This is a genomic window from Sphingobium vermicomposti (assembly GCF_011762025.1).
Lineage (GTDB): Bacteria > Pseudomonadota > Alphaproteobacteria > Sphingomonadales > Sphingomonadaceae > Sphingobium > Sphingobium vermicomposti.
Genome location: NZ_JAASQR010000001.1, coordinates 855,118 through 877,717 on the forward strand (window position 1 = coordinate 855,118; position 22,600 = coordinate 877,717).

Sequence of the window (22,600 nt, forward strand, 5' to 3'; positions counted from 1 at the left end):
CTGACGGGTCAAACGGGTCGGCAAAGCTGGTCGTAAACGTCGCTGACCTTCTGGCTGTGGACCACTTCGCTGAAGCGATGACGTGCATCGACCTGCGCGCGGCTGGCCATGGCGGCTGCGGCGGCTGTGTCACGGCTGAGCCGGGCGCATTGGTCGGCCAACGCGTCCGCGTCGTCGGGATCGACCAGCACGCCCATCCCTCCTTCCAGCGCTTCGATATTGCCGCCCGATCGCGCGGCGACGATGGGGGTTCCGACCAGCATCGCTTCGACCAGCGTGCGGCCAAAGGGTTCACGCACCGCTGGCACCACCAGCTGGTCACACGCAGCGATCCAGAAAGCGCCCGGCGTGCGATAGCCCATCAGCTTCACCTGATCGCCGACGCCCTTCCTGCCGATGCGCCGCTGCAACGCGACGTCCATGGATGGCACGACCGACTCGCCGAACATGACGCCCACCACTGGCCGATCGAGCTTTTGGCGCAGCGCTGCCATCATGTCGATGAACAGCAGCGGTCGCTTGCGCGTGATGAACGCCCCGAAAAAGCCAAGGACCAGCGTGTCGGGTGTGACGCCCAGTTCGCGAACCAGTGTTTGGTGTGCATGGGCCCGGTCGATGTTCATGTCCGGGTTGAACGGACTATGCACGACGACCGCCTTCCTGCGCGCCGACCAGCGACCGGGCGCAGGCAGTGAGAAAGACGATACGGTCAACACCTGATTGGCGAGCAGCGGGGCAAGCAGGCGCAGCCCCAGTGCGCTAGGATCTCCGCGATGATGCCAGACCAGCTTGGCCCCCGCCAACCGCGCCGCGAGCGCCCAGTTGGCGTTGGTCTGGCCGTCATTCACATGGACGATGTCGATCCGGTGGCGTTGCAGGAAACGAACGCGCGGCCAGATGCCCCCCATGGTACGTACGAATTTGCGGATCGTGAACGGTTCGCCCGGAACGAACAGGCCGCAGCTTCCGGGATCGTCCAACTGCTCATGATCGGCGAAGAAGCGCGCGATCCGACCATCGGGCAATTCCGGTACGACGACGACGTCATATCGGGCGGGGTCAAGGCGGTTGAGCAAGCCCTTCACTGAAATATGGCTGCCGCCGACCGTGTCCCCCGAAAAAGGAAAGCATAGCCGCACCCGCGCATAGGCGGACGCAGCTTTCAGATCGCACTCATTCAACTGAACCAGGGAAGGTGACAGGGCTTTCATCTAGAAATCGCTCCTTTGCATCACCGCCCGCGACAACACGTCCAGAAATTGATCGAGGTTGGCGAGCCCGTCGCCATCCGCGTCCTCCCAGGCATCGGCACGGCGCGGATCGGTGCCATTGCGCGATTCCCAGCCGTCATCCATGCCGTCGCCATCGGCATCTGGATAAGCAGCCCCCGGCTCTATTTCATCGATGACGCCCGGCTGTTGGACGATGCGGCCCTTGCGGTCGCGAAGCTGATCAATCGCCCGGCGGTCGAACGGATCGCGGGGAAAGGCACCCGCTTCGCGCAAAACCTGATCATAAGCCTCCCGAGCAGGCAGGGGTGCGATAGTGACAGGACAGGGTGGCGTCGTCACTTCGGCTTCCTCGATCAGGGGCGATTTACGGACAAACTCCCCTTCGAACTGATTGTCCGCGATGTAGACCTTCGCCAGCCCCTTCGTCCCCAGCACGTTGCGGGTGATGCCGATGGTGGCGGCATGCGTATTCTTGCCTGCGATGAAGCTGTTGCCGATCAGGGCGACAGGACCGCCGCCATAGCTTTCCCAAATTTCCGCGAATTCCGACTGGGCATTGTAGAAGACATTGTTGATGACTTCTGTGCAGGAACCGGGTGGGAAGTTGATGTCGGGGTTGCGATCACCATTATGAGCGCAGAGGTTTCCAATGAAACTGAAATGCTGCGCGCCCTTGGGATCGCTCGCCAAAAGCGCGCATTTATCATGTTTGGGGATGCCTTCGGCGAAGATGGAATTGCTGACCGTGATCCAGTCATTGTCGCCATAGCCATTGACCAGTTCATCGCGCGCCCAGCTGCCACTAACGTGATCAAGGATGACCCGTTCGCTGTTTTCGATCGTGAAATTGTCTTCTGATCCCCGATCCCCGCCGATGCGGTCGTTGCGAACGCGGATATGACGGACCACGACATCATGCGTGTTTTTGATAAGAAGCGGCGTGATGCCCAGCGGTCCGCCCTCATGCGCCAGGGTGATGCCCCCTCCCGGAGCCGTCTGGCCCGCGATGGTCAGATATGGGTTGCGGATGACGGGCGGCTTCGTGGCGAAGCGGATCAACCCCGCCACTCGGAACACGCAGACACGCGGTCCCTGAGCGTCAATGCAAGCGCGCAAGGAGCCAGGGCCGCTGTCGGCCAGACTGGTGACGGCGATGACCCGTCCTCCGCGGCCGCCCTTGCTGGCGGCGCCATAGCCAACCGCGCCAGGAAATGCCTGCTCGCCCTTCACGCCTTGGGATGCGCTCTGGGATGCGTTGGTGGACCCGGAACAACCTGCGATCACGATGATAGCCGGAATTATCAGGCCGACCCCTGCGCGAACGGCCCGCCGCACGCCGATCCTGGGGGTTCCATAGGAACCTTTTGGCGCAACACGGCCCCGCCCGGTAGTCCCCGGTCGGGCGGTCGCAGTGCTCCCGCCGCCCATTGCACCTGTATTTGACGGCGAATCGCCATCGTGCGGATGATGCGTCACCAATTGCCCTTATCCGCCCGCGCCCGCTGCCCTGCGCAACGTCTTGCAAGCTGTGTTCCTTATCTCGTCGCGCGCAGATGGGATCAACGGAGCAGGAGGCTGATGCTGCGGCAAATTTGGGTAGATTCGCCCGGCAACGAAGGGACGATGCCGTTCCAGGGCCTTGAGCTGGAGCACATGCCCTATGGGCTAGCCATTATGCGCATATGGCTGTCCCGAAGTCCGATTGCTCCGGCCATCGTGCAAAGGCACGGTCCACAATGCCCTGGGAGGAGGGAAGGATGACCATTTCCGCGACTACGCCCGGCATCCCGCATGGCCCGCTGTCCGGTACGTCCATGGCGGGGGACAAGTGGGACAGTATCGCCCGCTATTCGTTGCTGGCATCAATCTTCATGAGTGGATGGTTCCTGCTGCGCGTGGGAACGGTCAATTTCACCTTTTCGGACGCAGCCCTTCTGATCTGCCTTATCATTACCGCCGCGCGCGGCCGGTTGGGGGCCATGCCCTTCGGTTCGCTTACTCCCTTTTGGGTGACGGGACTTGCCATGATGCTGGGCGGCCTGTTTATCGGGTCCATCATGAATGGCGATCCGCTCCGCTGGGTCAACATCGCGCTCCAATACAGCGTTTCCTTCCTACTGATCCCCATGGTTCTGATGCAACAGGACGATCAGGCGCGGCGGATCGGGCCACTGCTGTTCATGCTGGGGATCGTGCTTTCGCAGATCATCGGCATCACCGTGACGCTCCTCTTCACGCCCAGTGACACGCTGCCATGGCTGGGCACCGGATTTTACACCGGCAACCTGCGGCTGGGGTCGCTGTCCGGTGAGCCCAACAGCAACGGAGCGGTTATTTCCTTCGCCATACCCATGTTGCTCTATGCAGTGCGCCAGCGGCTGATCTCCCTCTATCTCGCGCTCGCCTGCCTGCTGCTGCTGGTATGGGGGCTACTGCTAACGGCGTCCTTTACCGGGTTCACCGCGACCCTGCTGACGGTTTTCGTCTGCCTGCTGCTGCTCGGCGGCTTTCGCTACATCGCTGGGCTGGCCGTCGTCATGGGCGCAGCCTTTGCCCTGTTCATCGCCAGTGGCGCTCCCCTGCCCAAGGCGTTTCAGGAGCGGGTCGGCAACGCCGTGGAAAGCGGCGACCTGACTCAGGCAGGCACCTTCACGGGCCGATCCGAACTGATCAAGGAAGCATGGACCTTTACCGAACAATATAGCGTCATCGGCATGGGCGTGGACCGCTACCGGGAGCTAAGCGCACATGATAATCCGGTCCACAACCTCTATCTGCTGATCTGGAACGAAGGCGGCATCATCGCCTTCACCGGACTGATCCTCCTGCTATCCTTGCTGTGCCTGATGGCGGTGGGCGGGCTGCGCGACCGAGAGCGGGGGGCACCCGCCATTGCAGTGCTGCTGGTATTCCTGATCTACACCCTGTCATACCCCCATATGTATTCCCGCATGTGGGTGATGCCGGTGATGATCATGCTGGCGCTGCTTTACGGTCCGCGCCGCGCGGCGGATACTCCCCGCGGCCAGTACATCTATTCAACCCCCGCCGGCCCGCAGCAGATGCCCAGTTTCTGACACGCTTCATCGCCAGGCGATCAGGCAGCGCCGATCAGCAGTGTCACGTCATCAGTCCGGGGATTGCGGGAACCACCGGCGATCGCTTTGCCATCCAGATGGACGACACGGTGCAGCACATTGGGTAGGCCAAGAACATGGCTGGCGATCGTGCCGGGGAACACTGCAAGGGTATCCAGATCGATAGGCAAGTCATGCCATTGCCCCCCAGCAAAAATCTGGGTCAGTGTGCGTTCCCGCCGACCGCACAATGCGGTGAGGTAGCGATAATCATAATGCGCGCCCTCGATCACGCGCTGCCCTGACGCGACCTGCCGAGACGGGTCCCGCCGCAGCAACATGTCATTCAACCGCCGGACGACCCGCCGCATCGCCGGTATATGCGCCAGCAAGCCATAGAGGTCGGATAAACCGCGCGGACTCAACACCCCAGCCGCCTCCCATCTTTGCACATCCAGCGCGCAGCCCGCTCGTCCCCAGCGCCCCATGGAGTTGCGGGCAAGCGCACCCAGATTCGCGAAATCCTCGGCGGTTTCCTGATATTTGAGACGTTGGACCGCCACCTCAAAATGCCCAGGCAACGTGCCTTCCGGGATTATCGCGGCCATCAGTCGTTGGCCCAGAGTCCAGCATTGATCGAGCACCGTCTGACTCGGCGCATAATGACTTTCATCCTTGACGAAGGAAGCAGGCCGGGCGGCCACGCGTCCGGTATCCTGTTCCCGCGACAAAGCCATCTTCCGCGCGATGTAGCCGTGCCTTCCCGGCTGAAAGTAAAATAGATCGCCCAGACTCGCCGTTATATCGGCGGAACCATAATAATTTCGGGCGATATTCACCAAGGGTGCCTGCCAGGGAAGCTGCTCTTCATCATTCTCCAGCAGATCGCGCCAAAGCGTCGACACAAGTTCGGGACAGTGAATCAGCACGGCGGCATTTCCGGCAGCGAAAAGCCGCGCCAGGGATCCTGCCTTCACATCCTGCAACCCGATTCTGGTTATCACTGAATATGTCCCGACATTGCCAGCTTGTTTTATGGTTCGGAATTCGTGGCGCAATTGCCGGTAAGGGGAACCTCATAATAGTCATGAAGCAGAAACACATGCTGACCGCCGACACTGAATAGCATCCTGCTCACAGGGGGCCGCGGAACGAATATCCATCGGGCAAGGAAGGTCGACCGTGCGCGCCTCATCCTAAGGGTTAGCTACAATGCGCACCGCTGGCTCCCGATGCGCTTTTGCACTGCGGGACCGCAGCAATCATACCCGTCTCAAGGAAAACGGCCATCGGGCCGATTACCACCGCATGCTCCGCAAGAAGAGGGAGATTAGCATGGCGTCCGCTCAGCTGACATTGACCGATGGCACCGGTTCGTCCAGCGGCTCCGCAAAACCGCGCGACCTGTCGTTCGAACTGCAGCAAATGAGCGCCCGCCAGATTTGGTTCCTGCTGCGGCGGCATATCAAGCTTGTGGCAGGGATCGTGGTCACCTGCGTCCTTATCGTCCTCGCCATCCAACTCCAGTTGCCCAATCTGTACCAGGCGACGGCGACCGTTCAGGTCCAGCTTAACGACGCTTCTGGATCGAACCAGGCGGACGCCGTCCGCAATCAGCAGCGTGTAGCGAACGAAGCGCGCATGTATCGGTCACAGGCGCTGGCGGAAAAGGTGGTGAAGGACCTGAAACTGCACCGCAACCCCCACTTCACCAACAATAATCCGATGTCGGTGCCGCAAGCTGCGGCGCAACTGATCGGCAACACGCAGGTATCGAGCTCGGCCGATTCCGATATCATCGACATCACCGTCCAGTCGCGGAAGCCGGACATGGCCGCTCGCATCGCCAACCGCTTCGTCCAAAGCCTGCAGGAGCTGCGTTCGGAAAGGCGGCAGGAGTGGCGAAATGACGTCACGCGCGCCTTGACCAACGAAGCAGGTAGGCTTTCCAGCGAGGCCTGGCGCGCTGAACAGGCGGTCGCCGACTTTCGGCGCGAACATGCGATGCCGGTGGGCGCCGGGAGCGCCGAGGATTATCAGCAGATGAACAGGCTGGCGGTCGAAGCGGCGTCCAGTGCCGCGCTGAGTTCGGGCATGCGCGCCCAGGCAGCAGGCGTCAGCAGCGCCGCGGGCATGCGCACCGTGGCAGGTGCCACCTCGCCCGCGCTGGACAATCTGCAGAAGCAATATGACGATTTGGTCCGCCAACGATCGGAACTGTCCGTGCAGATGGGCGCGAACCATCCACAGATGCAGGCACTGAGCGCGCAGATCGGCCAGGTCGGAAATGCGATGTCCCAGGAACGCTCGTCCGTCATCTCTACCCAGCAGGCACGCAACAATGCCGACGCCGGGCGTGAACGCGCCCTGGCGATCGCAGAGGCCAACGGGGCGGCTGCCCGGGCCGGTCAGTTGCAGGCGCGGCTGAACGCGATCACCAGCGCGGCGTTCCGCAACAATGCCAATTCGGTAGACCTATCAATCCTGGAGCGTCGTGCGGAAGTTGCGCGCCAAGCCTATCTGACCACGGCCCAGCGCGCGCAGACGGTACGCGCGGAACTGGAGACGACCGGCGTCAATTCAACCATGATGTCAGCCGCCCCCGTGCCACTTTATCCTTTCGCTCCCGCACCCAAGAAGATGGCCGTTGCTGCCTTTGTCGGATCGACGATGCTGGCGCTGCTGATCGTTCTGGGGATTGAGATGTTCGACAACAAGCTGCGCAGTGGCGAACAATTGCGTCGGCTGTTCGGGCTACGCACGCTGGCGATGCTGCCCGCGATGCCCCAGGCCATCGGATCGACTGTCGAGGATAATCCAGTCGTCACCGAACCACAGTCGCTGTTCACCGAAGTTGCCAGGAATTTGGCGAGCGAGGTCGAGGCCCTGCCACGAATGGAAGGCAGCCAGCGCGTACTCGTTACATCGCCCATGCCAGGCGATGGCAAGTCGAGCGTGGCGCTGACGCTGGCGGCGGCCGCCGCGTCGATGGGGCGGCGTGCGATCGTCGTCGATCTTGATCTGCGGCGGCCTGGCCCCAGCGTGCTGCGCAGCATTCAGGACAGTTCGAACCTGCCCGATCTTATCGACGTACTGAGTCATAGGGGCGAAACGCGAAAGCTCATCCCGCAGATCGAATCGCATGTCGAACATGATGCGGCTCATGGTGCCGCACCTGCGTCGCTGCTGCCCGTGGTCCTCAGCACCCGCGAACAAATACGCAATCCGGCGGCGTTGGTGCAGGGGTGGCAGGTAGCGCGCCTGCTTGATGAACTGCGCGAACAGTTCGACTTGGTCGTTATCAACGCCCCGGCGATTTTGGCGGTTCGAGACGCCCGAACCCTGTCCAGCCTGGCCGATTCGACCGTGATGGTCGTGCGCTGGGGCTCGACCACGGTGGAACAGTTGCGGGCATCGCTCCAGATGGTCAACAATCAGGTCGCTGGCGCGGTCTTCAATCAGGTGGACTATGAGGAGCATGCACGGCGTGGCTATGGCGATGCGGTGCAATTCTATATGGGTTCCGCCGCTTATTATTCGGACAGCTTCCCTGCCCGGCAGAAATGGACAAAGACCGCCAGTGACCGCGTGCGCAAAGTTTTCACGCGCGAAGCAGCTTGAAGGGCGGCGGGGCGTTGGAGGACACCGGTCTCGAAAGCCCAATGGCAGAGGGCGAGACCCGACCACTGCAGTTGCTTATCATCGATCCCAGCCCCCTGCGCCGCGCGTGCATGACAGTGGCGCTGGAATCGAGCGGGCTGAAGGTCATGTCGCTCGCCACGCTTGATGACCGCCCACCGCAATGCGAGGCTGATGTCATTCTGTTCCAAGCCGGGGACACAGCGGAAGAGGCTGCGTCCCTGACCGAGCAGATAGCCAGAGCCGCACGCCGCTGGCAGGATGTGGCCGTTCTGGTGATCGCCGATCATAATGATCAGCGACTGATGCTGTCCGCGATCGCTGCGGGCGCGCATGGCGTATTGACGTCCAACATCAGCGTGCCGCGCATCCAGGAAGCCTTGGCTTTGCTGAACGACGGACTTTCAATCTATCCCGTCGCAGTGAGCAAGGCGATCCAGACCCGGCTCAAAATTCAGGCCAGCCCGCCCGATGACACCAGCGATCGGGTCAAGACCGCGATGGATCAGCTTGCTACTCTGACAAGACGGCAGAGAGACGTGCTGGAACTGCTGGCGCAGGGCGCGTCGAACAAGGATATCGCCAACCGCCTCCAGATCAGCGAGAGCACGGTCAAAGTCCACGTCCGAGCCATCATGGCGCTGAAAGGTGCATCCAACCGCACACAGATCGTCGCTCATTTGCTCAAGGGTGGGCATCTGGGCGATTAGGCAAGGATGCATCGGCGCTGCTGCGCGATCACATTCGCGTGTCCCCTATCCGACTGTCACCCGGCGTTGGCGGCGACCGGGGGGCGTCGCGATTTTCGCAACCAGAATATATCCATGAGCACGGCCTCGACTATGCCCAGCACGACATGGGCGATATTGCCGCCCAAAGCGCCATAGCGCGGAACCGCATAGCTGGCGACCACAACGAAGATCGCGGTTCCCAGGCCGGAAATGGCCAGAACGTGCCAGGACTGGTTCATCGCCAACATGGCCGATCGTGATGGAGCTGCGTGCAGCAACAGCATCACCGCGAACAATTGGGTGAGCAGCAGGACATAGGCATCGGAATAGGCCTCGCCCGGTCCCAGACGGATCAGCAGAGGGCCAATCAGCCAGCCGCCCCCCAGCATGAGGATTCCCACCAAGGCGAGCGCCGCCTGCACTTGCAGCGTCGTCGCCCTGAATCCGCGCAAATTGCCTTTGGCCCACATGCGGCTGACATCGGGATAGATCACTGCCTGCACCTGCGCCCCGACCTGCATCGCGACCTTGGCGATCCGCTTGGCGAGATAATAGACCGCCGCCGCGCTCGTCCCCGCCAGTGCACCTACAAATAGGGAGTCGGCTTCTGTCGTGATCACGCGCAAGGTCAACGACAGATTTGTGGAGCAGGCAAAGCCGAAAAAGCCCGGAAAATCGGTCGTCAAACCCTTCAACTTTGCATGGAGCGGGTTCGCTATGCCCATCGCCCGAAGAGCGCGGAAACCGGTCCAGAAGACGATAAGGGATCCCAGCACCTGCGCGGCGGTCCAGGCCACCATGAATCCCAGGACGCCCGCGCCGCTGATCATGCAGAACAAGGCGAAGAAGATGCGCAGGACATTGCCCGCAACCTGCGCGTAGGCGAGCATTTTGAACTGGCCCGACAATCGCAATGCCGCGACCGGAACGCCTGCGACATTGAAAAGCGTCGCGATCGAATAGATGGCGACCAATTGTATGTGCAGCGGCTTCAGCCCGAACAGCGGGCCTAAAAGCAGCGCCAGCGCGATAGCGGTGACAGCGGCCAGGGCGGCAGCGCCCATGTCCAGCATAAGGCCATAGCAATAGAGACGCTGCATGCGGCGCGGCGACGCCCGGTTTTCGTCCTGAACGGCAAACCGGATAAGCGGTTGCCAGGATTCAAAGCGCAGGATGCGCTCCACGACCCGGTTATAGGACAGGACAAGCACCATGACGCCATAGGTCGCCGGTCCCAGGGACCGGGCAGCCATGGCGACGCTGACCAGCATGATGAGCGCATTCAGGAAATTTCCTGACAATAAATGCCCCACAGCGACAAGGCGGGCGCGCGTCCCCTTGACGAGGAACGCGCCAAACCTGTCGTGCAGCATCCGCAGGGCGCGCGGAACGCCCTGATTGGTCGGATATGTCATGATGACCCCTTTTTTGGGCCAGAAATTGTCAGGATCGTTTCAGCGCGCCGCCAATTCCATGGGCGCAAGCTGCGCGGCAGGAGGAACGTGCATGCCGACGGGCAGATCCGGTTCCACTTCGGTCACACGGCCACGCATGCCGTGATTGGCCGCCCAGATCGCCGCCTGGGTCCGGTTCTTGACGCGAAGCTTGCGCAGCACCGCCTTCACATGAACCTTCACCGTCGCTTCGCTGATTTCCATACGCTTGGATATGACCTTGTTGGGGCAACCCATGATGAGCCAGCGGAGTATTTCCAGCTCACGATCCGACAGGCAGGCTGCATCCACCGGACGTTCGACTTCCAGTGCGTCCGCAAGGCTGGGCCGTGACTGCAATTCATCGGCCAGCTGCGGTGGCAGGACCCGTTCGCCCATCGCCACCAGTCGAAGGGTAGCAACCAGCCGGTCGCAGGAAATTTCCTTGACGATATAGCCCAGCGCACCCAGCTGGAATGCTTTCAGCATGACCTGGAAATCGAAGCGATCCGACAACAGGACAAGGTAGGAACAGGAAAATCGCTTCTTGAGGAGAGACAATATGTCCTCGTCAAGCTCATCCATTCCATTGTCGATGAGAAGCAGCGCCGGAGCGGCATCCTCCTCGGGCATTTCCACCATCTCCAGTGCGGAGGCGATAGTGGCGTACTGCGTCACTCGGAACTCGCGATCCATGAGGATCCTGCTAAGCCCCTCTCTTACGATAGCATTTCCGCACAACAGACGCACATTGACTGGGTAAGCCATTGGGTGTTCCCCTCATGATCCCTTCCATCTTCGTTCGCAGGCCCCGAAGAAGTATGGAAGTCCAGTTATCAAATGCCTGCAGTGCAACCCTTTCTTTTGCTTTCAACAACTTATGACTAGCACATTTTCCACAGTAGAGTCTTGAAATGCGCGATGGAAATTTAGGGTTATGCTAACATTCCGTTAAAATGCTGATTTTATCGGTTATTTTTGGAATGTGAGAGCAGGATAGCGTTAATAAAAACGCTCATTTACACCTTTTGATGTAAGTCTAACGTTTTAAAAATCGGGCTATGAAGCCGCTGCTCGACATATCTTTGGTACGAGAAAAAAGGTGAGCGGAGAATCGCGGCTGCGCAGATTTAAAATGCTAAGCAATTGATATGTCACCGTTGATGCCCCTCATCTGAATTACATGGTCATATTGCAGGGCACCAGCCAGGCGGATTTCGAGTGCAATTGGGGATAGAAACGACAAAAATGGGCGAGTCGGCACCAGGAAATAGTGGCTGCCGCAGCCCGGCGGCCCCTTCAACCCACCTGCCGGATCATGACAAAAGCCTCCGCCGCATGTCGGTAGACCGTAGCGCCTCTTAGCGTCGCCAAGGCCCGGATGGCATCGATGGACCGTTCATCGGGGCTGGGTTTGACCTGGGTTTCAAAGCTTGAAAACGCCGCGATTTTGGCATCGATAGTGGTGCTGATATCAATGAAGACGTTGGGGATGAAGGCGGGTGTCACGCCGGGGGCCAGCCAATTGGTTTCGGACAAGGTTTCATAAGCCAGCACGCATGCAGGACCGCTGCTGGTGCGAGGGCGGGCGTGAACCATCGCCGCGTTAAAGACGATCTGATGATCCAGATGGATGTCGCCAACAAATGGAACCAGCAGGAGATCCGGTTCGATGCGGGAGAGCGCCGTGGACAGGGAATGGTTAAGGTCGCTGCGCGGAACCTGATCCAGCGCGGCGGCAGGAAAATCAAGAAAATGCGTGTCCGCCACGCCAATCATGGCGTGAGCATGCAGCGTTTCCCGGCGAATACGGTCGACCAGGCTCTGTTCGAACAAGGGCGGCTGGCCGCGCGTGACCACGATCACATGCACCTCTATCCCGGCCGCAGCCGCGCGCGCCATGGTGCCGCCACAACCCAATATCTCATCATCCGGGTGCGGAGCCACGACGGCGATCCTGCGAACAGTTGATAGCAGATTCATTCACTCATTCCCCAAGCAGGACGTGCAATCTGGGTGGCTTTTCGGGTCCGCTCCAATCCGTAGCGACCAGCCCGGTGCGATTACCGCACATCACCGTGAAGCTGTCGTCAGTGCGCGCGATCACCTGCCCAGGCCGGGCGAGATGCCGTTCTGCATCGTCGACCGACGCGGCCCAGATGTGAAGATCGGCCCCCTTCAGGCGGGTGAACGCGCCGGGATAGGGGCGGCCCGACGCTCGGATGAGGCGCGACACATCAGACGCGGGCAAGGTCCAGTCGATCAGGCCGTCCATCGGCGTCCGCCGCGCCGCCCAGGTCGCGCACGCCTCATCCTGCGTCGCGCGGCCCGCTTCGTCCCGCGCGAGCGCGCCGAGCGAACGGTCCAGCATGATGGCCAAGGCCGCCATATGTTTCGCATAAAGGGATGATGCGGTTTCGAGCGGTGCGACATGAAAAAACTGCTGATCCAGGATCGCCCCCGTATCGGTGCCCGCATCTATCCAGAACAATGATCCTGCGGTGATCGGCTCCTGCCGAAGGATCGTCCAGGGTATGGCGGCCCGACCGCGCAGCCGCGGCAATGCGGCGGGGTGGTAGCCAACCACCCGCTCGCTGAAGCGCTGCAGGAAGCGCGGCCCGCAAATCTGGGACCAGCCCATGACGAACACATAATCGGGACGCACATCTGCCATGGCATCCAGCGCTTCGTCCCGGTTGACGTTATCGACATATATGACCGGACAATCCCTGGAGCGCGCTGCGGCGGCGATGTCGGTGAAGTCCGAATGACGGTGACCAAGTTCGGGTTGCAGCGTGACAACCCCGCCCACCGTCCAGTCGGGGTGCCGGGTCAGCGCATCAAACGCAATCGTTGTGGTTTCAACCGCCCCAATAAGGAGGGCGCGCTTCATCGGCATGCCAATCGATCCTTTTTTCCCCCGCGACCATGACCCCGATCGTGTGCATCAATATCCGCGCGTCCAGCGCCACAGATCGATTGCGCACATACCAAAGATCGTATCGGAGCTTTTCCTCGACCGTCAGCAGCGTGTTGCCGCTGACCTGCGCCAGTCCGGTGAGGCCGGGCCGGACAAGGCCGCGCATCCTGCCCGCTTCGCCCAGCGCATGGATTGTATGCGGGAGCAGCGGACGCGGCCCCACGAAATCCATGTCGCCACGCGCGATGTTGATCAGTTCCGGCAACTCGTCCAGCCGGGAGCGGCGCAGGAAGCGACCCACGGCCGTCACCCGCAATTCGTCAGGCAGGGGAACACCGCTGTCATCGGTCAGGTCGCGCATGCTGCGGAACTTGAGCATCTCAAACTCTCGTCCGCCCTTCCCGCTGCGAATCTGCCGGAACAGTATCGGCCGTCCCACACTGGACATAACCAACACCCCCAAAAGCAGCAAAAGCGGCGACGCGAGCAGCAGGCCAGCAGCCGCACTCCACGCCGCCGGTCGGAACATTGGACTCATGCGCCCTCCGGCGTGAGCGTGGCCCTGGTGACGCCTCTGGACGGGGGAACGGTCACAGGCTCCTTGCCCTGCAGCCGCATGACATCCATCAGCGTGCAGTTCACCTTGTCGACATCATAGACGTCCACGGCCCTTTGGCGGGCCGCCTGGGCCATATTGCCGACCAGCGCCGGGTCCGACGCCAGCCGTTCCATCGCGGCGGCCAATGCCGGGGCATCGCGGGGCGGAACCAGCAGGCCATTGACACCCGGTTGAATGGGATCGCGGCAACCGGGCATGTCGGTAGTGATTACCGGCCGCCCGATCGCCAGCGCCTCCAGAATAGTGCGGGGCAATCCTTCCCGATAGTAGGATGGAAGGACGAAAACATGGGCCGACGCAACGAAGCTGCGGACATCGCGGGTTTCCGGCAGAATTTCGATCAACCCTTCTTCCCGCCATTGCCGCAGGTCGGCGGCGCTATAGCCGGTCGGGTTTTCCGTTTCGGGGCGGCTCAACAGCAGGAAACGCGCGTCCGGGTGCTTGCGCCGTAGCAGGCGCGCGGCTTCAACATATTCGCCCACACCCTTGTCGCGCATCAGCCGTCCCACCATCAGGAAGGTGAAGGGACCGTCGGGCAAGGGTGCCTGGGCAAAATGGCGCACGTCGATGCCCGACCCCGGAACCTGCATCACGCGCTGGCCTGACGAAACGATACCGCTATCGAGCATCTCACGATGGTCATCGCCATTGAAGACGAAGATGCATTCTGCCCGCCGCACTCCACTGCGATAGAGGCGCGACACGGCGGCGCGCAGCCACCGGCGGTCCTGCGCTTCGCCGCTGAAGACATAGCCAAGCCCGCTCATGATCGCGAAATAGCGCGACCGCCCCAGCAAACGCGCAGCAAGCCCGCCATAGATGATCGGCTTTTGCGTGTAGGCGACCACGACATCGGGCCGCTCGGCACGCAGCAGGCGCAGATAATGGAACAGGGTCCGCGCGTCGTGCAGCGGATTGGTCCCGGCCCGCGCCATCGGTGTGCACCGGAACCGCACGCCCATGGCCGCCAGCCGGGCAAGAACCTCAGGCTCTTCATCAGGCGCGCAGGCCAGCACGTCATGCCCCTGAGCCACCATGCGGGCGATCAGCGCGCCGCGAAAGTTGATGAGCGACCAGGACAGGCTGGAAAGGATGACGACCTTCATTCTGCACTGATCCTTCGATGACGCACGACCGTCGGTCGCCCACTGCCCTACCGGGGTATCACAGCGCCTGCACAGCAAGGCCTGTGCATCGGTAGATTACTCCTTTGAGGCAGTGCCGCTTGGCGTCGACGCTGTGTTGCGCCCCGAAATTGCGCGCTTGGGAAGTGCGAGTAGCCAAAAGCGCCACCGACTGCTTCAGGCGGGACCAGTGTGGGATAAAGGATAGTGTCTGATCGACCGATTACCGTGCGGCGATGCTTCCGATAGCTTGGCTGCAGACCGGCGGATGTCGGACGGAGCCGCGCATCTGCTTTCCAGCTGCCTTCCGGCCTCTTCCTTCCGCTTGCACAGGATCTCTACGGGAGCCCGGAATGTCGAATGTTGCGTCCACGAGGCAAGATCGGACCCCAGACGTCCAGCGCGAAATTCCCGCCACGACATTGCTGATCCGGCTTGAAGCTGCCGCGCGGGCCTTCGTTGAAAAGAGCCCGTCTCGCGCTCGTGCCGTCAGGCTCGCCACGATCCTGATAGTCGACGCGCTCGCAATGATGACGGCCTTTCAGTTGTCGCTGATAATATTGTCCAGCCTAGAAATGTCGCCCACAATGCATGATCCACGGTTCGCCCTCGCTTTTGTGGGCGTCAACCTGATAGCGCTGTTCGCCATCGGCACTTATCGGCAAAGCTGGCGGTTCGTGTCGGTCGGGGATGCGCTGCGCGTTGCAGGCAGTCTGCTCGTCACGTCATGGCTCATCTGGATGGTCACCGCCGGGTTCGTCATTCCCCAGCAAATGTATCGCGTCATGATGACGACGTTCCTGACCGTCAATGTTCCGATCACGGTGGCGGCGCTGCTGGGCGCGCGGGTCGCGCGACGCGCCTTCTTCCAATATCTTCGTGCAGCGCGGCTACGGCAATCTGCGCAGACGCGGGGCCGCATCCTGTTGCTGGGCGAACTGGACTGGGCGCGGGTGATGGCCGACCTGGTGCCCACCGATGCTCAGTCTGGCCTTGAGATTGTCGGCGTGATCTCCTTCGACGGGCGCGACCGGCGGCTTCAGGTCGGCGGCCTGCCGATTCTGGGATCACCCGACATGCTGCCGCAGATCGTCGCCGAGCTGGACCGCGCGGGCAAACGCCCGGTCAGCCTGGTGGTGCAGGAAAGCAGCGAGCGGCTGGACCGGCAACAGATCCTGCGCATCGCGGCGGCCGCCGAGCAGGAAAATCTGATCGTTTCCCGCTTCCGCAATCCGTGGACAGGGCCGCAACCGGATAAGGGCGACCGCCTGTCGATAGAAAAGATGCCGCTCGCCGAATTGCTGGGCCGCCCCGAAATCACGGTCCAGCACAGCTATCTGGAACGGGTCGTCACCGGCGCGCGCATCATGGTGACGGGCGCGGGCGGAACTATCGGTGGGGAACTGGTGCGCCAGCTGGCCTATTATCGCCCGTCCGAGATCATATTGCTCGATCACGCCGAATATAATCTCTACGCCATCGAGCTGGAAGCGAGGGAATCTTTCCCCGATGTCCGGTTCCACGCCGAACTTTGCTCCATCCGCCAGCGCGCGGCGCTGTGGCAGGTGTTCGAGCGGCGGCGGCCGGAGATCGTCTTTCACGCTGCCGCGCTCAAACATGTGCCGATGGTGGAGGCCAACCCGTGCGCGGGGGTGCATACCAATGTGCTGGGAACGCGCAACGTGGCGGACGCGGTCTGCGAATTCGAAGCGCGCGCCATGATCCAGGTCTCAACCGACAAGGCGGTCAATCCCGTCGGCCTGATGGGCGCGACCAAGCGGCTGGGTGAGCTATATTGCCAGGCGCTGGACCTGATCGGCAGTTGCGACCCGGACAGCCCCCGTTTCCTGACCGTCCGCTTCGGCAACGTGCTGGGGTCGAGCGGGTCGCTGATCCCGCTGTTCCAGCATCAGATCGCGGCAGGCAAGCCGCTGACCGTCACCCACCCGGACATCGAACGGTTTTTCATGACCGTGCAGGAAGCCGTGCTGCTGATCCTGCAGAGCAGCGCTCGCGCCCTGGAAACCGATTCGGAACGCGGCACCATCTTTGTCCTCGACATGGGCGAGCCGGTGAAGATCGTCGAAATCGCCCGGCGGGTCATCCGCATGGCGGGCCTTCGCCCCGACATCGACGTGCCGATCAAGTTCATCGGCCTGCGTCCGGGTGAAAAGCTGTTCGAGGAACTGTTCGACATGTCGGAAGACAAGATCGAAAGCGCCATTCCAGGTATTTTCGAGGCGATGCCTTCCCCCATCCCGCTTGAAATGCTGGTCGAAGGCTTTGGCCAGCTGGCCCGGCTGATCGCGGCCGGGGATTCACGGGAGTTGATCCGCCTGACCCATGAGATGGTGGCTGCGTCGGCCAGTTCGCGCTGGGCTGAAATATTGCGGCGGCTCGCTGCGGAAAGCCAGGACACGGTGTTCATGATGCCGCGTGGTCCTGAAGCCGCACCCGCATTGCCGGCAGCCCCGACGGCCCTGCCGCGCGATGTCGCCTGACCTTATCAGGAGCAACCCATGATCCAAGCCGCCGCCGCTTCCCTTTCCACCGTCCAAAGCCTGCCGGGCGACGAGCGGTTGAGTCCGCTTGACCATGCAGAACTGCGCTGGCCCCAGCACGAGCCGGACGAAATAGCCGCCGTGGTTCGGCTGCTCGAAACCGGGCGGGTCAATTCGATGATGCATGGCGAACAGACGCGCCAGTTCGAAGCCGAATTCGCCGCCTTCTGTGGCATGTCCCATGGCATTGCCGTGTCGAACGGCACCGTTGCGCTGGAACTGGCGCTCCGCGCGTTGGGGGTGGGACCGGGCGATGAGGTCATCGTCCCCTGCCGCAGCTTTTTCGCGACTGCCGCCTGCGTCGTCGCGGTGGGCGCAACGCCTGTGTTCGCCGATATAGACCCCGTCACCAACGGCATCGATCCAGCGTCGGCGCGCAGGATGGTCACCGCGCGAACCGCCGCGATCCTGTGCGTCCATCTAGGTGGCTGGCCCTGCGACATGACGGCCCTGCGCGCGCTGGCTGACGAGGAAGAATTGTGGCTGATCGAGGATTGCGCCCAGGCGCATGGGGCCAGCCTGCACGGCCAGATGGCAGGATCGCTGGGCGACGCTGCGGCCTTTTCCTTTTGCACCGACAAGATCATGTCGACAGGCGGCGAAGGCGGCATGCTGCTGCTGCGCAGAGAGGCGCACTGGAAACGGGCCTGGGCCTATAAGGACCATGGCAAGAATCCCGATAAATTCTTTAGCCCCCCGACCAAGAGCGGCTTTCGCTACCTGCATGACAGTTTCGGCACCAATTGGCGCATGACCGAAATGCAGGCGGCCATCGGTCGGGCGCAGTTGGCGAAGCTTCCCGGCTGGATCGCCAGGCGACGGCGCAACGCGGATGCGCTGGCCCGCTTCCTGGCCGACGAGCCGGGCGTGGAGGTGCCGATGATCCCTGATCATGTCGGCCACGCCTTCTACCGACTTTACGTCACGATCGACCCGAAGCGGCTAGGGGAAGATGGAACGACCACGCCCATCATCGACCGGATGTGCCGCATGGGCATGCCGGTGGGCAGCGGGTCCTGCGCGGATATGTCGCAGGAGGGTGCATTCGACGAAATCCACCCCCGGCGCGACGGCGCATTGGCCGCCGCGCGTGAGGCAGGGCGGCGCAGCATCGCGTTTCCGGTCGACCATCTGCTGGACGAAAGCGACATGCGCCGCATGGCCAATTGCCTGCGGATCGCGCTGGCCGAACTGGATAAATGAGGAAACGCGAGGCGCACGACATATGACGATCAATCATCGCCTGCCACATTTCGTTATCATCGGCGCGGTCAAGGGTGCCACGACCTGGATTCACAACCAGTTGAGGGACAATCCTGCGGTCTATCTGCCTGCCCCGGAGCCGCATTTCTTCAGCCAGGAATATGATTGCGGCCTCGATCATTATCGCCGCTTCTTCGACGGTGCAGCGCCGGGCCAGATGCTGGGCGAAAAGTCCGCCGACTATCTCGCCCATCCGCTGGCGGCCGCGCGCATGGCGTCGATTTTGCCGCAGGCCCGGCTGGTCGTGCAGCTGCGCAACCCCGTCGACCGCGCCTATTCCGACTATAAGATGCTGTTCCGGCGTGGCACCGTGACGCAGGGACCGGAAGCCTATCTGGACGGGCGGCCAAGCGATCAACCGCGCTTCCTGGAAGATGGCCTCTATGCCCGTCACCTCCGCCGCTGGCTTGACCATTTCAGCGCCGACCAGATCAAGATCATCCTGTTCGAAGATGTGAAGGCCGCGCCTGAACAGACTGTGGCGACGGTCAGCGCCCATGTCGGCGCGCCCTGCCATTATTCGAAGCAAGTGGGCGCGAGTCCGCGCAACGACAGCAGCGAGCGGTTCCTGCCGCTGCCCGTGCGCACCGCCTTGGCGCCGCTCAAGGATGCAGCCCGACCGCTGCGCGGTAACAGCATGTTCGAAAAGGTGCGGGGACTGTTCGCCCGTCAGATCCAATATCCACCGCTGCCAGGCGCATTGCGCACGCGCATGATGGACTATTATGCGCGAGACATTGATGATCTGGAAACACTGATCGGTCGCGACCTAAGTCATTGGAAACAAAAGTCCCGCCTGGCGGCGTAGAAGTAAATGTTCCAAATGCGCTGGCGAAATATCCCCTTTTCGCCTGCGCCCGATACGAAATTGCTCGCCGCAACGTGCCGGAAAGGCTTACACTCCACTTGTCAGTTGAGAGGGGAAACAGATGAGCAAGCGGTTCACCCATAGTGTCTGCCTTGGCATTTTCGTTCTGACGGCAGCCTGTTCCAGCGGTCTTTCAAATCTGGCGAGCCTACCGCCCGCCCCGACAGTCGCCTACCGTCTGGGCGCTGGCGATGAAGTCCGGGTTTCCATTCCGGGCCTGACGCCGACCGGCGCGACCGAGGCAAGCTATGTCGTCAACGACCGGGGCCAGATCGCCCTGCCGGTGCTGGGCGATGTTCCCGCCAACGGCAAGACCGTGCCGGAACTGCAAGCCAGCATCGCAGAGCTACTGACCCAGCGGCAGTTGCTGAACGCTCCGACCGTCAGCGTGCAGCCGGTGAAACTGCGCCCCTTCTACGTACTGGGAGAGGTCAAAAGTCCCGGCGAATATCAGTATCGCGCCGGCATGTCGGTCCTTGCGGCTGTTTCAGCGGCGGGCGGCTACACATTCCGCGCCCAGCAGGGCAATGTCGGGGTCACGCGCATGGTCGACGGCAGGCAGGTTGAAGGCCGGGCCAGCGAGCGCGACATGATCCAGCCCGGCGACACGATCCGCATCTATGAGAAGTGGTTCTGATGCAGAACCGGTCATCGGCGCAAGTCGCCATCGCCATCGTGGTCGCCGGCAGCGCACTGCCAGCCACCATTGCCCATGCACAGGATCTTCGATCCGCCGAAACCTTCCTGGACGTTCCATCCGCCTTGTTCGTGCCCACGCCTTTGCGGCTGGGCACTGCAACCGCCACGATCGGGGTCGATACCCGGCTGGAATATGACAGCAACATCTATGCCCAGCCGTCCGATGAAAAGGATGACTTCAAGCTGCTGGTCAACCCCTATGTGGAGCTGGTCCGATCAGGCGGCACGCTGCAGCTTTCGGCCCGCGCCGTCGGCAATTTTCGCCGTTATTTTCAGTATGACCGCGAAAATGCCGAAGCGGGACAGGTCGCCGCAGGGGCGACCTGGACGCCGTCCGCCGCTGACAAGGTTACGGCTGCGGCCAGTTGGAGCCGTGTCATAGAGGATCGCGGCGAGCCTGAAGCACGCGTCAACACCTTGATCGGCCCACGGAAGCTCAATGTCGTGAATGGCGACCTGTCCTACACCCGCCAAGGGACGCGGTTCGGCGTCATGGTGCGCGGCACTGCCAGTCGGTCCCGTTATCTAAGCGCCCTGGACGATGATCGCGAGCTTGATAATTTCGGCGTTCTGGGGCGCGTTTTGGTGCGCGCAACGCCGCTGATGAACGGCTTTGTCGAAGGGTTCGTGTCCAAGCGGGATTACCGGATCACGCCGTTCGGCAGCCCCGACCGCGATTCATCCACCTATGGCGGTCGCGTGGGGGTCGCCATTGATCCGGGGGGCACGATTCGCGGCGACGCAGCCGTCGGCCTTTATCGGTTCGATCCCAAGGATTCGTCGATCGAAGCGCGCACCCGTCTTTCGGCACAGGTCAGCATGACCTATTCGCCGCAGACGCGCACGGCCATCACGCTGGACGGGTTCATCGGCAACGTCGCCACCTACCGCACCGGCGTGCAATCCCGCGAAGACATGCGCTTCCGACTGGGCGTTCAACAGGAGGTTCGCCACAATCTGCGAGGCGAAGTGGGCCTGGTCTATCGCCGCAGCAAATTCTTTGGCGCAGGCGACGTCCAGAAGATCTACGGCGTCACCGGAGAGCTGGAATATTCGCTCAACCGCCGTATCGCGATCGCAGCCGACATACGCTATTCCAAGCGCGTAAGCTCCGTCCCGTTCGATGAATTCGAACGGGTCCGTGCCGGGCTGATACTTCGGCTCCACTACTAACCCATTGTGCGGCGGCCCTTTCATCCGAAGGGTCGCCGCCTACCCCCTACGCGCAATGGACTTAAACGTCCCCGGCTCAGAAACTTGGTAGCAACATGATGTTGTAAACAAGGATTCTTGATGCTCGTCCGCGCCAGCCGACCGCCGAACATCGCTTTCGTCCTTCCAGGTCTGGGAGCTGGCGGATCGGAACATATAGTCAGCCTGTTGTGCAATCATTTTGCGGCGCTGGGCTGGACCGTCCGGCTGATCGCGTTCGAGGATGAGACGACCCCGACCTATTACAGCCACCATCCGGCTGTTCGGATCGTGCGCCTGGGCATGAGATCCCGCCGCAGGCCCGCCCCCGCCGCAGCGTTGACCATGTTCAAGCGGCGGCAGAGGCTGCAAGCCGCGCTTGAGGAAGCCGCACCCGATCTGGTGGTGAGCTTCCTTACGCGAACCAACATTCTGTCGGTGTGGAGTGCCCGTCGGATCGGTGTCCCGGTGATCGTGTCTGAACGCAACAATCCTGAACTGCAAACCTTGGGGACCGTTTGGAGCAAACTGCGCCAATGGGCCTATCCGCGATCGGCGGGGCTGGTCACCATGACCCAGGGCGCGATGGATCATTTCGACCGCACAATGACCGTGCGGGGTTGGGTCATCCCCAATCCGGCGCCGCCGGCTGCCGCCGCCATGCCGCACATGTCGGACGGCAGGACCATCGGGGCGGTCGGCAGGCTGGTGCCGCAAAAGGGGTTCGACCGGCTGATCGACGCCTTCGCCCGCGTAGCCGCCGACATTCCCGATTGGCGGCTGGTGATCTGGGGCGAAGGGCCAGATCGCGCCGCACTGGAAGCCCAGAGGGACAGGTTGGGCCTGTCCGACCGAGTCACATTGCCCGGCATTACCCACCAGCCAGGCGAATGGATCGCCCAATCGGATATGTTCGTCCTGTCTTCCCGCTTTGAAGGCTGGGGCATTGTGGTGGGTGAAGCGATGGCGGGCGGACTGCCGGTCATTTCGTTCGATTGTCCCTGGGGGCCAGCGGAAATGATCGAGCAGGGCCGCAGCGGCGTGCTAGTGCCCAATGGCGACGTTCCGGCGCTGGGCGATGCCATGGCCGCACTGTGCCGCGATCCCGCGCGGCGCGATGCGCTGAGCATCGAAGCGAAGGCGCGCATGACGCTGTTCGACATGGACCATATCCTCGCCAGCTGGCGGTCGGTCATTTTCGAAGTGTTGAAAGATCATCCCGTTGGGGCGGAGCAATGAACGC

The 22,600-nt window shown here is 61.9% G+C and carries 18 protein-coding genes; 9 read left to right on the forward strand and 9 right to left on the reverse strand.

Going from position 1 to position 22,600, the window contains the following annotated elements; translation table 11 throughout:
• Window positions 1-8 precede the first annotated feature (8 nt).
• Together FHS54_RS04160 and FHS54_RS04165 are read right to left on the reverse strand one after the other, a co-directional pair.
• Complete coding sequence (locus FHS54_RS04160; protein ID WP_167302493.1) at window positions 9-1,211, reverse strand: glycosyltransferase family 4 protein; 1,203 nt, start codon at window positions 1,209-1,211, stop codon at window positions 9-11.
• Entirely contained in the window at window positions 1,212-2,567 is a 1,356-nt protein-coding gene (locus FHS54_RS04165) for a pectate lyase family protein (RefSeq protein WP_341785931.1), read from the reverse strand.
• A gap of 422 nt (window positions 2,568-2,989) precedes the next feature.
• On the opposite strand from FHS54_RS04165, the gene FHS54_RS04170 reads away from it, so the two are divergent.
• Window positions 2,990-4,309 (forward strand): O-antigen ligase family protein, encoded by a 1,320-nt coding sequence (locus FHS54_RS04170; RefSeq protein WP_167302494.1) that lies wholly within the window; start codon window positions 2,990-2,992, stop codon window positions 4,307-4,309.
• Between the two features lie 20 nt (window positions 4,310-4,329).
• On the opposite strand, the gene FHS54_RS04175 is transcribed toward FHS54_RS04170, so the two are convergent.
• Complete coding sequence (locus FHS54_RS04175; protein WP_341785932.1) at window positions 4,330-5,286, reverse strand: 2OG-Fe(II) oxygenase family protein; 957 nt, start codon at window positions 5,284-5,286, stop codon at window positions 4,330-4,332.
• 358 nt (window positions 5,287-5,644) lie between these two features.
• On the opposite strand from FHS54_RS04175, the gene FHS54_RS04180 reads away from it, so the two are divergent.
• A complete protein-coding gene (locus FHS54_RS04180) occupies window positions 5,645-7,930 on the forward strand; it encodes a GumC family protein (RefSeq protein ID WP_167302496.1) in 2,286 nt (761 codons plus the stop codon).
• 14 nt (window positions 7,931-7,944) lie between these two features.
• Window positions 7,945-8,658, forward strand: coding sequence for a response regulator transcription factor (locus tag FHS54_RS04185; RefSeq protein ID WP_243855600.1), 714 nt, complete (start codon window positions 7,945-7,947; stop codon window positions 8,656-8,658).
• Window positions 8,659-8,714: 56 nt separating this feature from the next.
• Here FHS54_RS04185 and FHS54_RS04190 read toward each other — a convergent pair whose 3' ends face one another.
• The 6 genes from FHS54_RS04190 to FHS54_RS04215 all read right to left on the reverse strand — a co-directional run bounded on the left by FHS54_RS04190 (window position 8,715) and on the right by FHS54_RS04215 (window position 14,757).
• Window positions 8,715-10,094 carry a lipopolysaccharide biosynthesis protein gene (locus tag FHS54_RS04190; RefSeq protein ID WP_167302497.1) on the reverse strand — a complete coding sequence of 460 codons (1,380 nt, stop codon included), beginning with the start codon at window positions 10,092-10,094 and terminating at the stop codon, window positions 8,715-8,717.
• 39 nt (window positions 10,095-10,133) lie between these two features.
• The gene (locus FHS54_RS04195) at window positions 10,134-10,880 is read right to left on the reverse strand and encodes a LuxR C-terminal-related transcriptional regulator (RefSeq protein WP_167302498.1); all 747 of its coding nucleotides are present in this window, start codon (window positions 10,878-10,880) and stop codon (window positions 10,134-10,136) included.
• Between the two features lie 531 nt (window positions 10,881-11,411).
• On the reverse strand, window positions 11,412-12,095 hold the full coding sequence (locus FHS54_RS04200) for a PIG-L deacetylase family protein (RefSeq protein ID WP_167302499.1): 684 nt from the start codon (window positions 12,093-12,095) through the stop codon (window positions 11,412-11,414).
• A 4-nt stretch (window positions 12,096-12,099) separates the two neighbouring features.
• Entirely contained in the window at window positions 12,100-13,011 is a 912-nt protein-coding gene (locus tag FHS54_RS04205) for a formyltransferase family protein (protein ID WP_167302500.1), read from the reverse strand.
• Entirely contained in the window at window positions 12,974-13,570 is a 597-nt protein-coding gene (locus FHS54_RS04210; protein ID WP_167302501.1) for a sugar transferase, read from the reverse strand. Before FHS54_RS04210 ends, FHS54_RS04205 begins: the two co-directional genes overlap by 38 nt.
• Window positions 13,567-14,757 (reverse strand): glycosyltransferase family 4 protein, encoded by a 1,191-nt coding sequence (locus FHS54_RS04215; protein ID WP_167302502.1) that lies wholly within the window; start codon window positions 14,755-14,757, stop codon window positions 13,567-13,569. Before FHS54_RS04215 ends, FHS54_RS04210 begins: the two co-directional genes overlap by 4 nt.
• A 371-nt stretch (window positions 14,758-15,128) precedes the next feature.
• Here FHS54_RS04215 and FHS54_RS04220 point away from each other — a divergent pair, with 371 nt between their 5' ends.
• The 6 genes from FHS54_RS04220 (at window position 15,129) to FHS54_RS04245 (ending at window position 22,596) form a co-directional block, all read left to right on the forward strand.
• The gene (locus FHS54_RS04220; RefSeq protein WP_167302503.1) at window positions 15,129-17,276 is read left to right on the forward strand and encodes a polysaccharide biosynthesis protein; all 2,148 of its coding nucleotides are present in this window, start codon (window positions 15,129-15,131) and stop codon (window positions 17,274-17,276) included.
• Between the two features lie 18 nt (window positions 17,277-17,294).
• Window positions 17,295-18,539: a DegT/DnrJ/EryC1/StrS family aminotransferase gene (locus FHS54_RS04225; protein ID WP_167302504.1), complete on the forward strand. Its 1,245-nt coding sequence runs from the start codon at window positions 17,295-17,297 to the stop codon at window positions 18,537-18,539.
• A gap of 22 nt (window positions 18,540-18,561) precedes the next feature.
• Complete coding sequence (locus FHS54_RS04230) at window positions 18,562-19,407, forward strand: sulfotransferase family protein (protein ID WP_167302505.1); 846 nt, start codon at window positions 18,562-18,564, stop codon at window positions 19,405-19,407.
• Between the two features lie 121 nt (window positions 19,408-19,528).
• Window positions 19,529-20,104 carry a polysaccharide biosynthesis/export family protein gene (locus FHS54_RS04235; protein WP_167302506.1) on the forward strand — a complete coding sequence of 192 codons (576 nt, stop codon included), beginning with the start codon at window positions 19,529-19,531 and terminating at the stop codon, window positions 20,102-20,104.
• Entirely contained in the window at window positions 20,104-21,339 is a 1,236-nt protein-coding gene (locus tag FHS54_RS04240) for an outer membrane beta-barrel protein (RefSeq protein WP_167302507.1), read from the forward strand. The genes FHS54_RS04235 and FHS54_RS04240 overlap by 1 nt, the downstream gene beginning before the upstream one ends.
• Window positions 21,340-21,459: 120 nt before the next feature.
• Window positions 21,460-22,596, forward strand: a complete 1,137-nt coding sequence (locus tag FHS54_RS04245; protein WP_167302508.1) for a glycosyltransferase family 4 protein — start codon at window positions 21,460-21,462, stop codon at window positions 22,594-22,596.
• The last annotated feature ends 4 nt before the right edge of the window (window positions 22,597-22,600 follow it).

Excerpts from the sequence above, each read along its gene's own strand:
- FHS54_RS04215 (WP_167302502.1), bottom strand. The coding sequence starts at position 14,757 with ATGAAGGTCGTCATCCTTTCCAGCCTGTCCTGGTCGCTCATCAACTTT.
- FHS54_RS04160 (WP_167302493.1), bottom strand. The coding sequence starts at position 1,211 with ATGAAAGCCCTGTCACCTTCCCTGGTTCAGTTGAATGAGTGCGATCTG.
- FHS54_RS04200 (WP_167302499.1), bottom strand. The coding sequence starts at position 12,095 with ATGAATCTGCTATCAACTGTTCGCAGGATCGCCGTCGTGGCTCCGCAC.
- FHS54_RS04235 (WP_167302506.1), top strand. The coding sequence starts at position 19,529 with ATGAGCAAGCGGTTCACCCATAGTGTCTGCCTTGGCATTTTCGTTCTG.
- FHS54_RS04195 (WP_167302498.1), bottom strand. The coding sequence starts at position 10,880 with ATGGCTTACCCAGTCAATGTGCGTCTGTTGTGCGGAAATGCTATCGTA.
- FHS54_RS04170 (WP_167302494.1), top strand. The coding sequence starts at position 2,990 with ATGACCATTTCCGCGACTACGCCCGGCATCCCGCATGGCCCGCTGTCC.
- FHS54_RS04220 (WP_167302503.1), top strand. The coding sequence starts at position 15,129 with ATGTCGAATGTTGCGTCCACGAGGCAAGATCGGACCCCAGACGTCCAG.
- FHS54_RS04210 (WP_167302501.1), bottom strand. The coding sequence starts at position 13,570 with ATGAGTCCAATGTTCCGACCGGCGGCGTGGAGTGCGGCTGCTGGCCTG.
- FHS54_RS04180 (WP_167302496.1), top strand. The coding sequence starts at position 5,645 with ATGGCGTCCGCTCAGCTGACATTGACCGATGGCACCGGTTCGTCCAGC.
- FHS54_RS04230 (WP_167302505.1), top strand. The coding sequence starts at position 18,562 with ATGACGATCAATCATCGCCTGCCACATTTCGTTATCATCGGCGCGGTC.
- FHS54_RS04240 (WP_167302507.1), top strand. The coding sequence starts at position 20,104 with ATGCAGAACCGGTCATCGGCGCAAGTCGCCATCGCCATCGTGGTCGCC.
- FHS54_RS04245 (WP_167302508.1), top strand. The coding sequence starts at position 21,460 with ATGCTCGTCCGCGCCAGCCGACCGCCGAACATCGCTTTCGTCCTTCCA.
- FHS54_RS04190 (WP_167302497.1), bottom strand. The coding sequence starts at position 10,094 with ATGACATATCCGACCAATCAGGGCGTTCCGCGCGCCCTGCGGATGCTG.
- FHS54_RS04225 (WP_167302504.1), top strand. The coding sequence starts at position 17,295 with ATGATCCAAGCCGCCGCCGCTTCCCTTTCCACCGTCCAAAGCCTGCCG.
- FHS54_RS04205 (WP_167302500.1), bottom strand. The coding sequence starts at position 13,011 with ATGCCGATGAAGCGCGCCCTCCTTATTGGGGCGGTTGAAACCACAACG.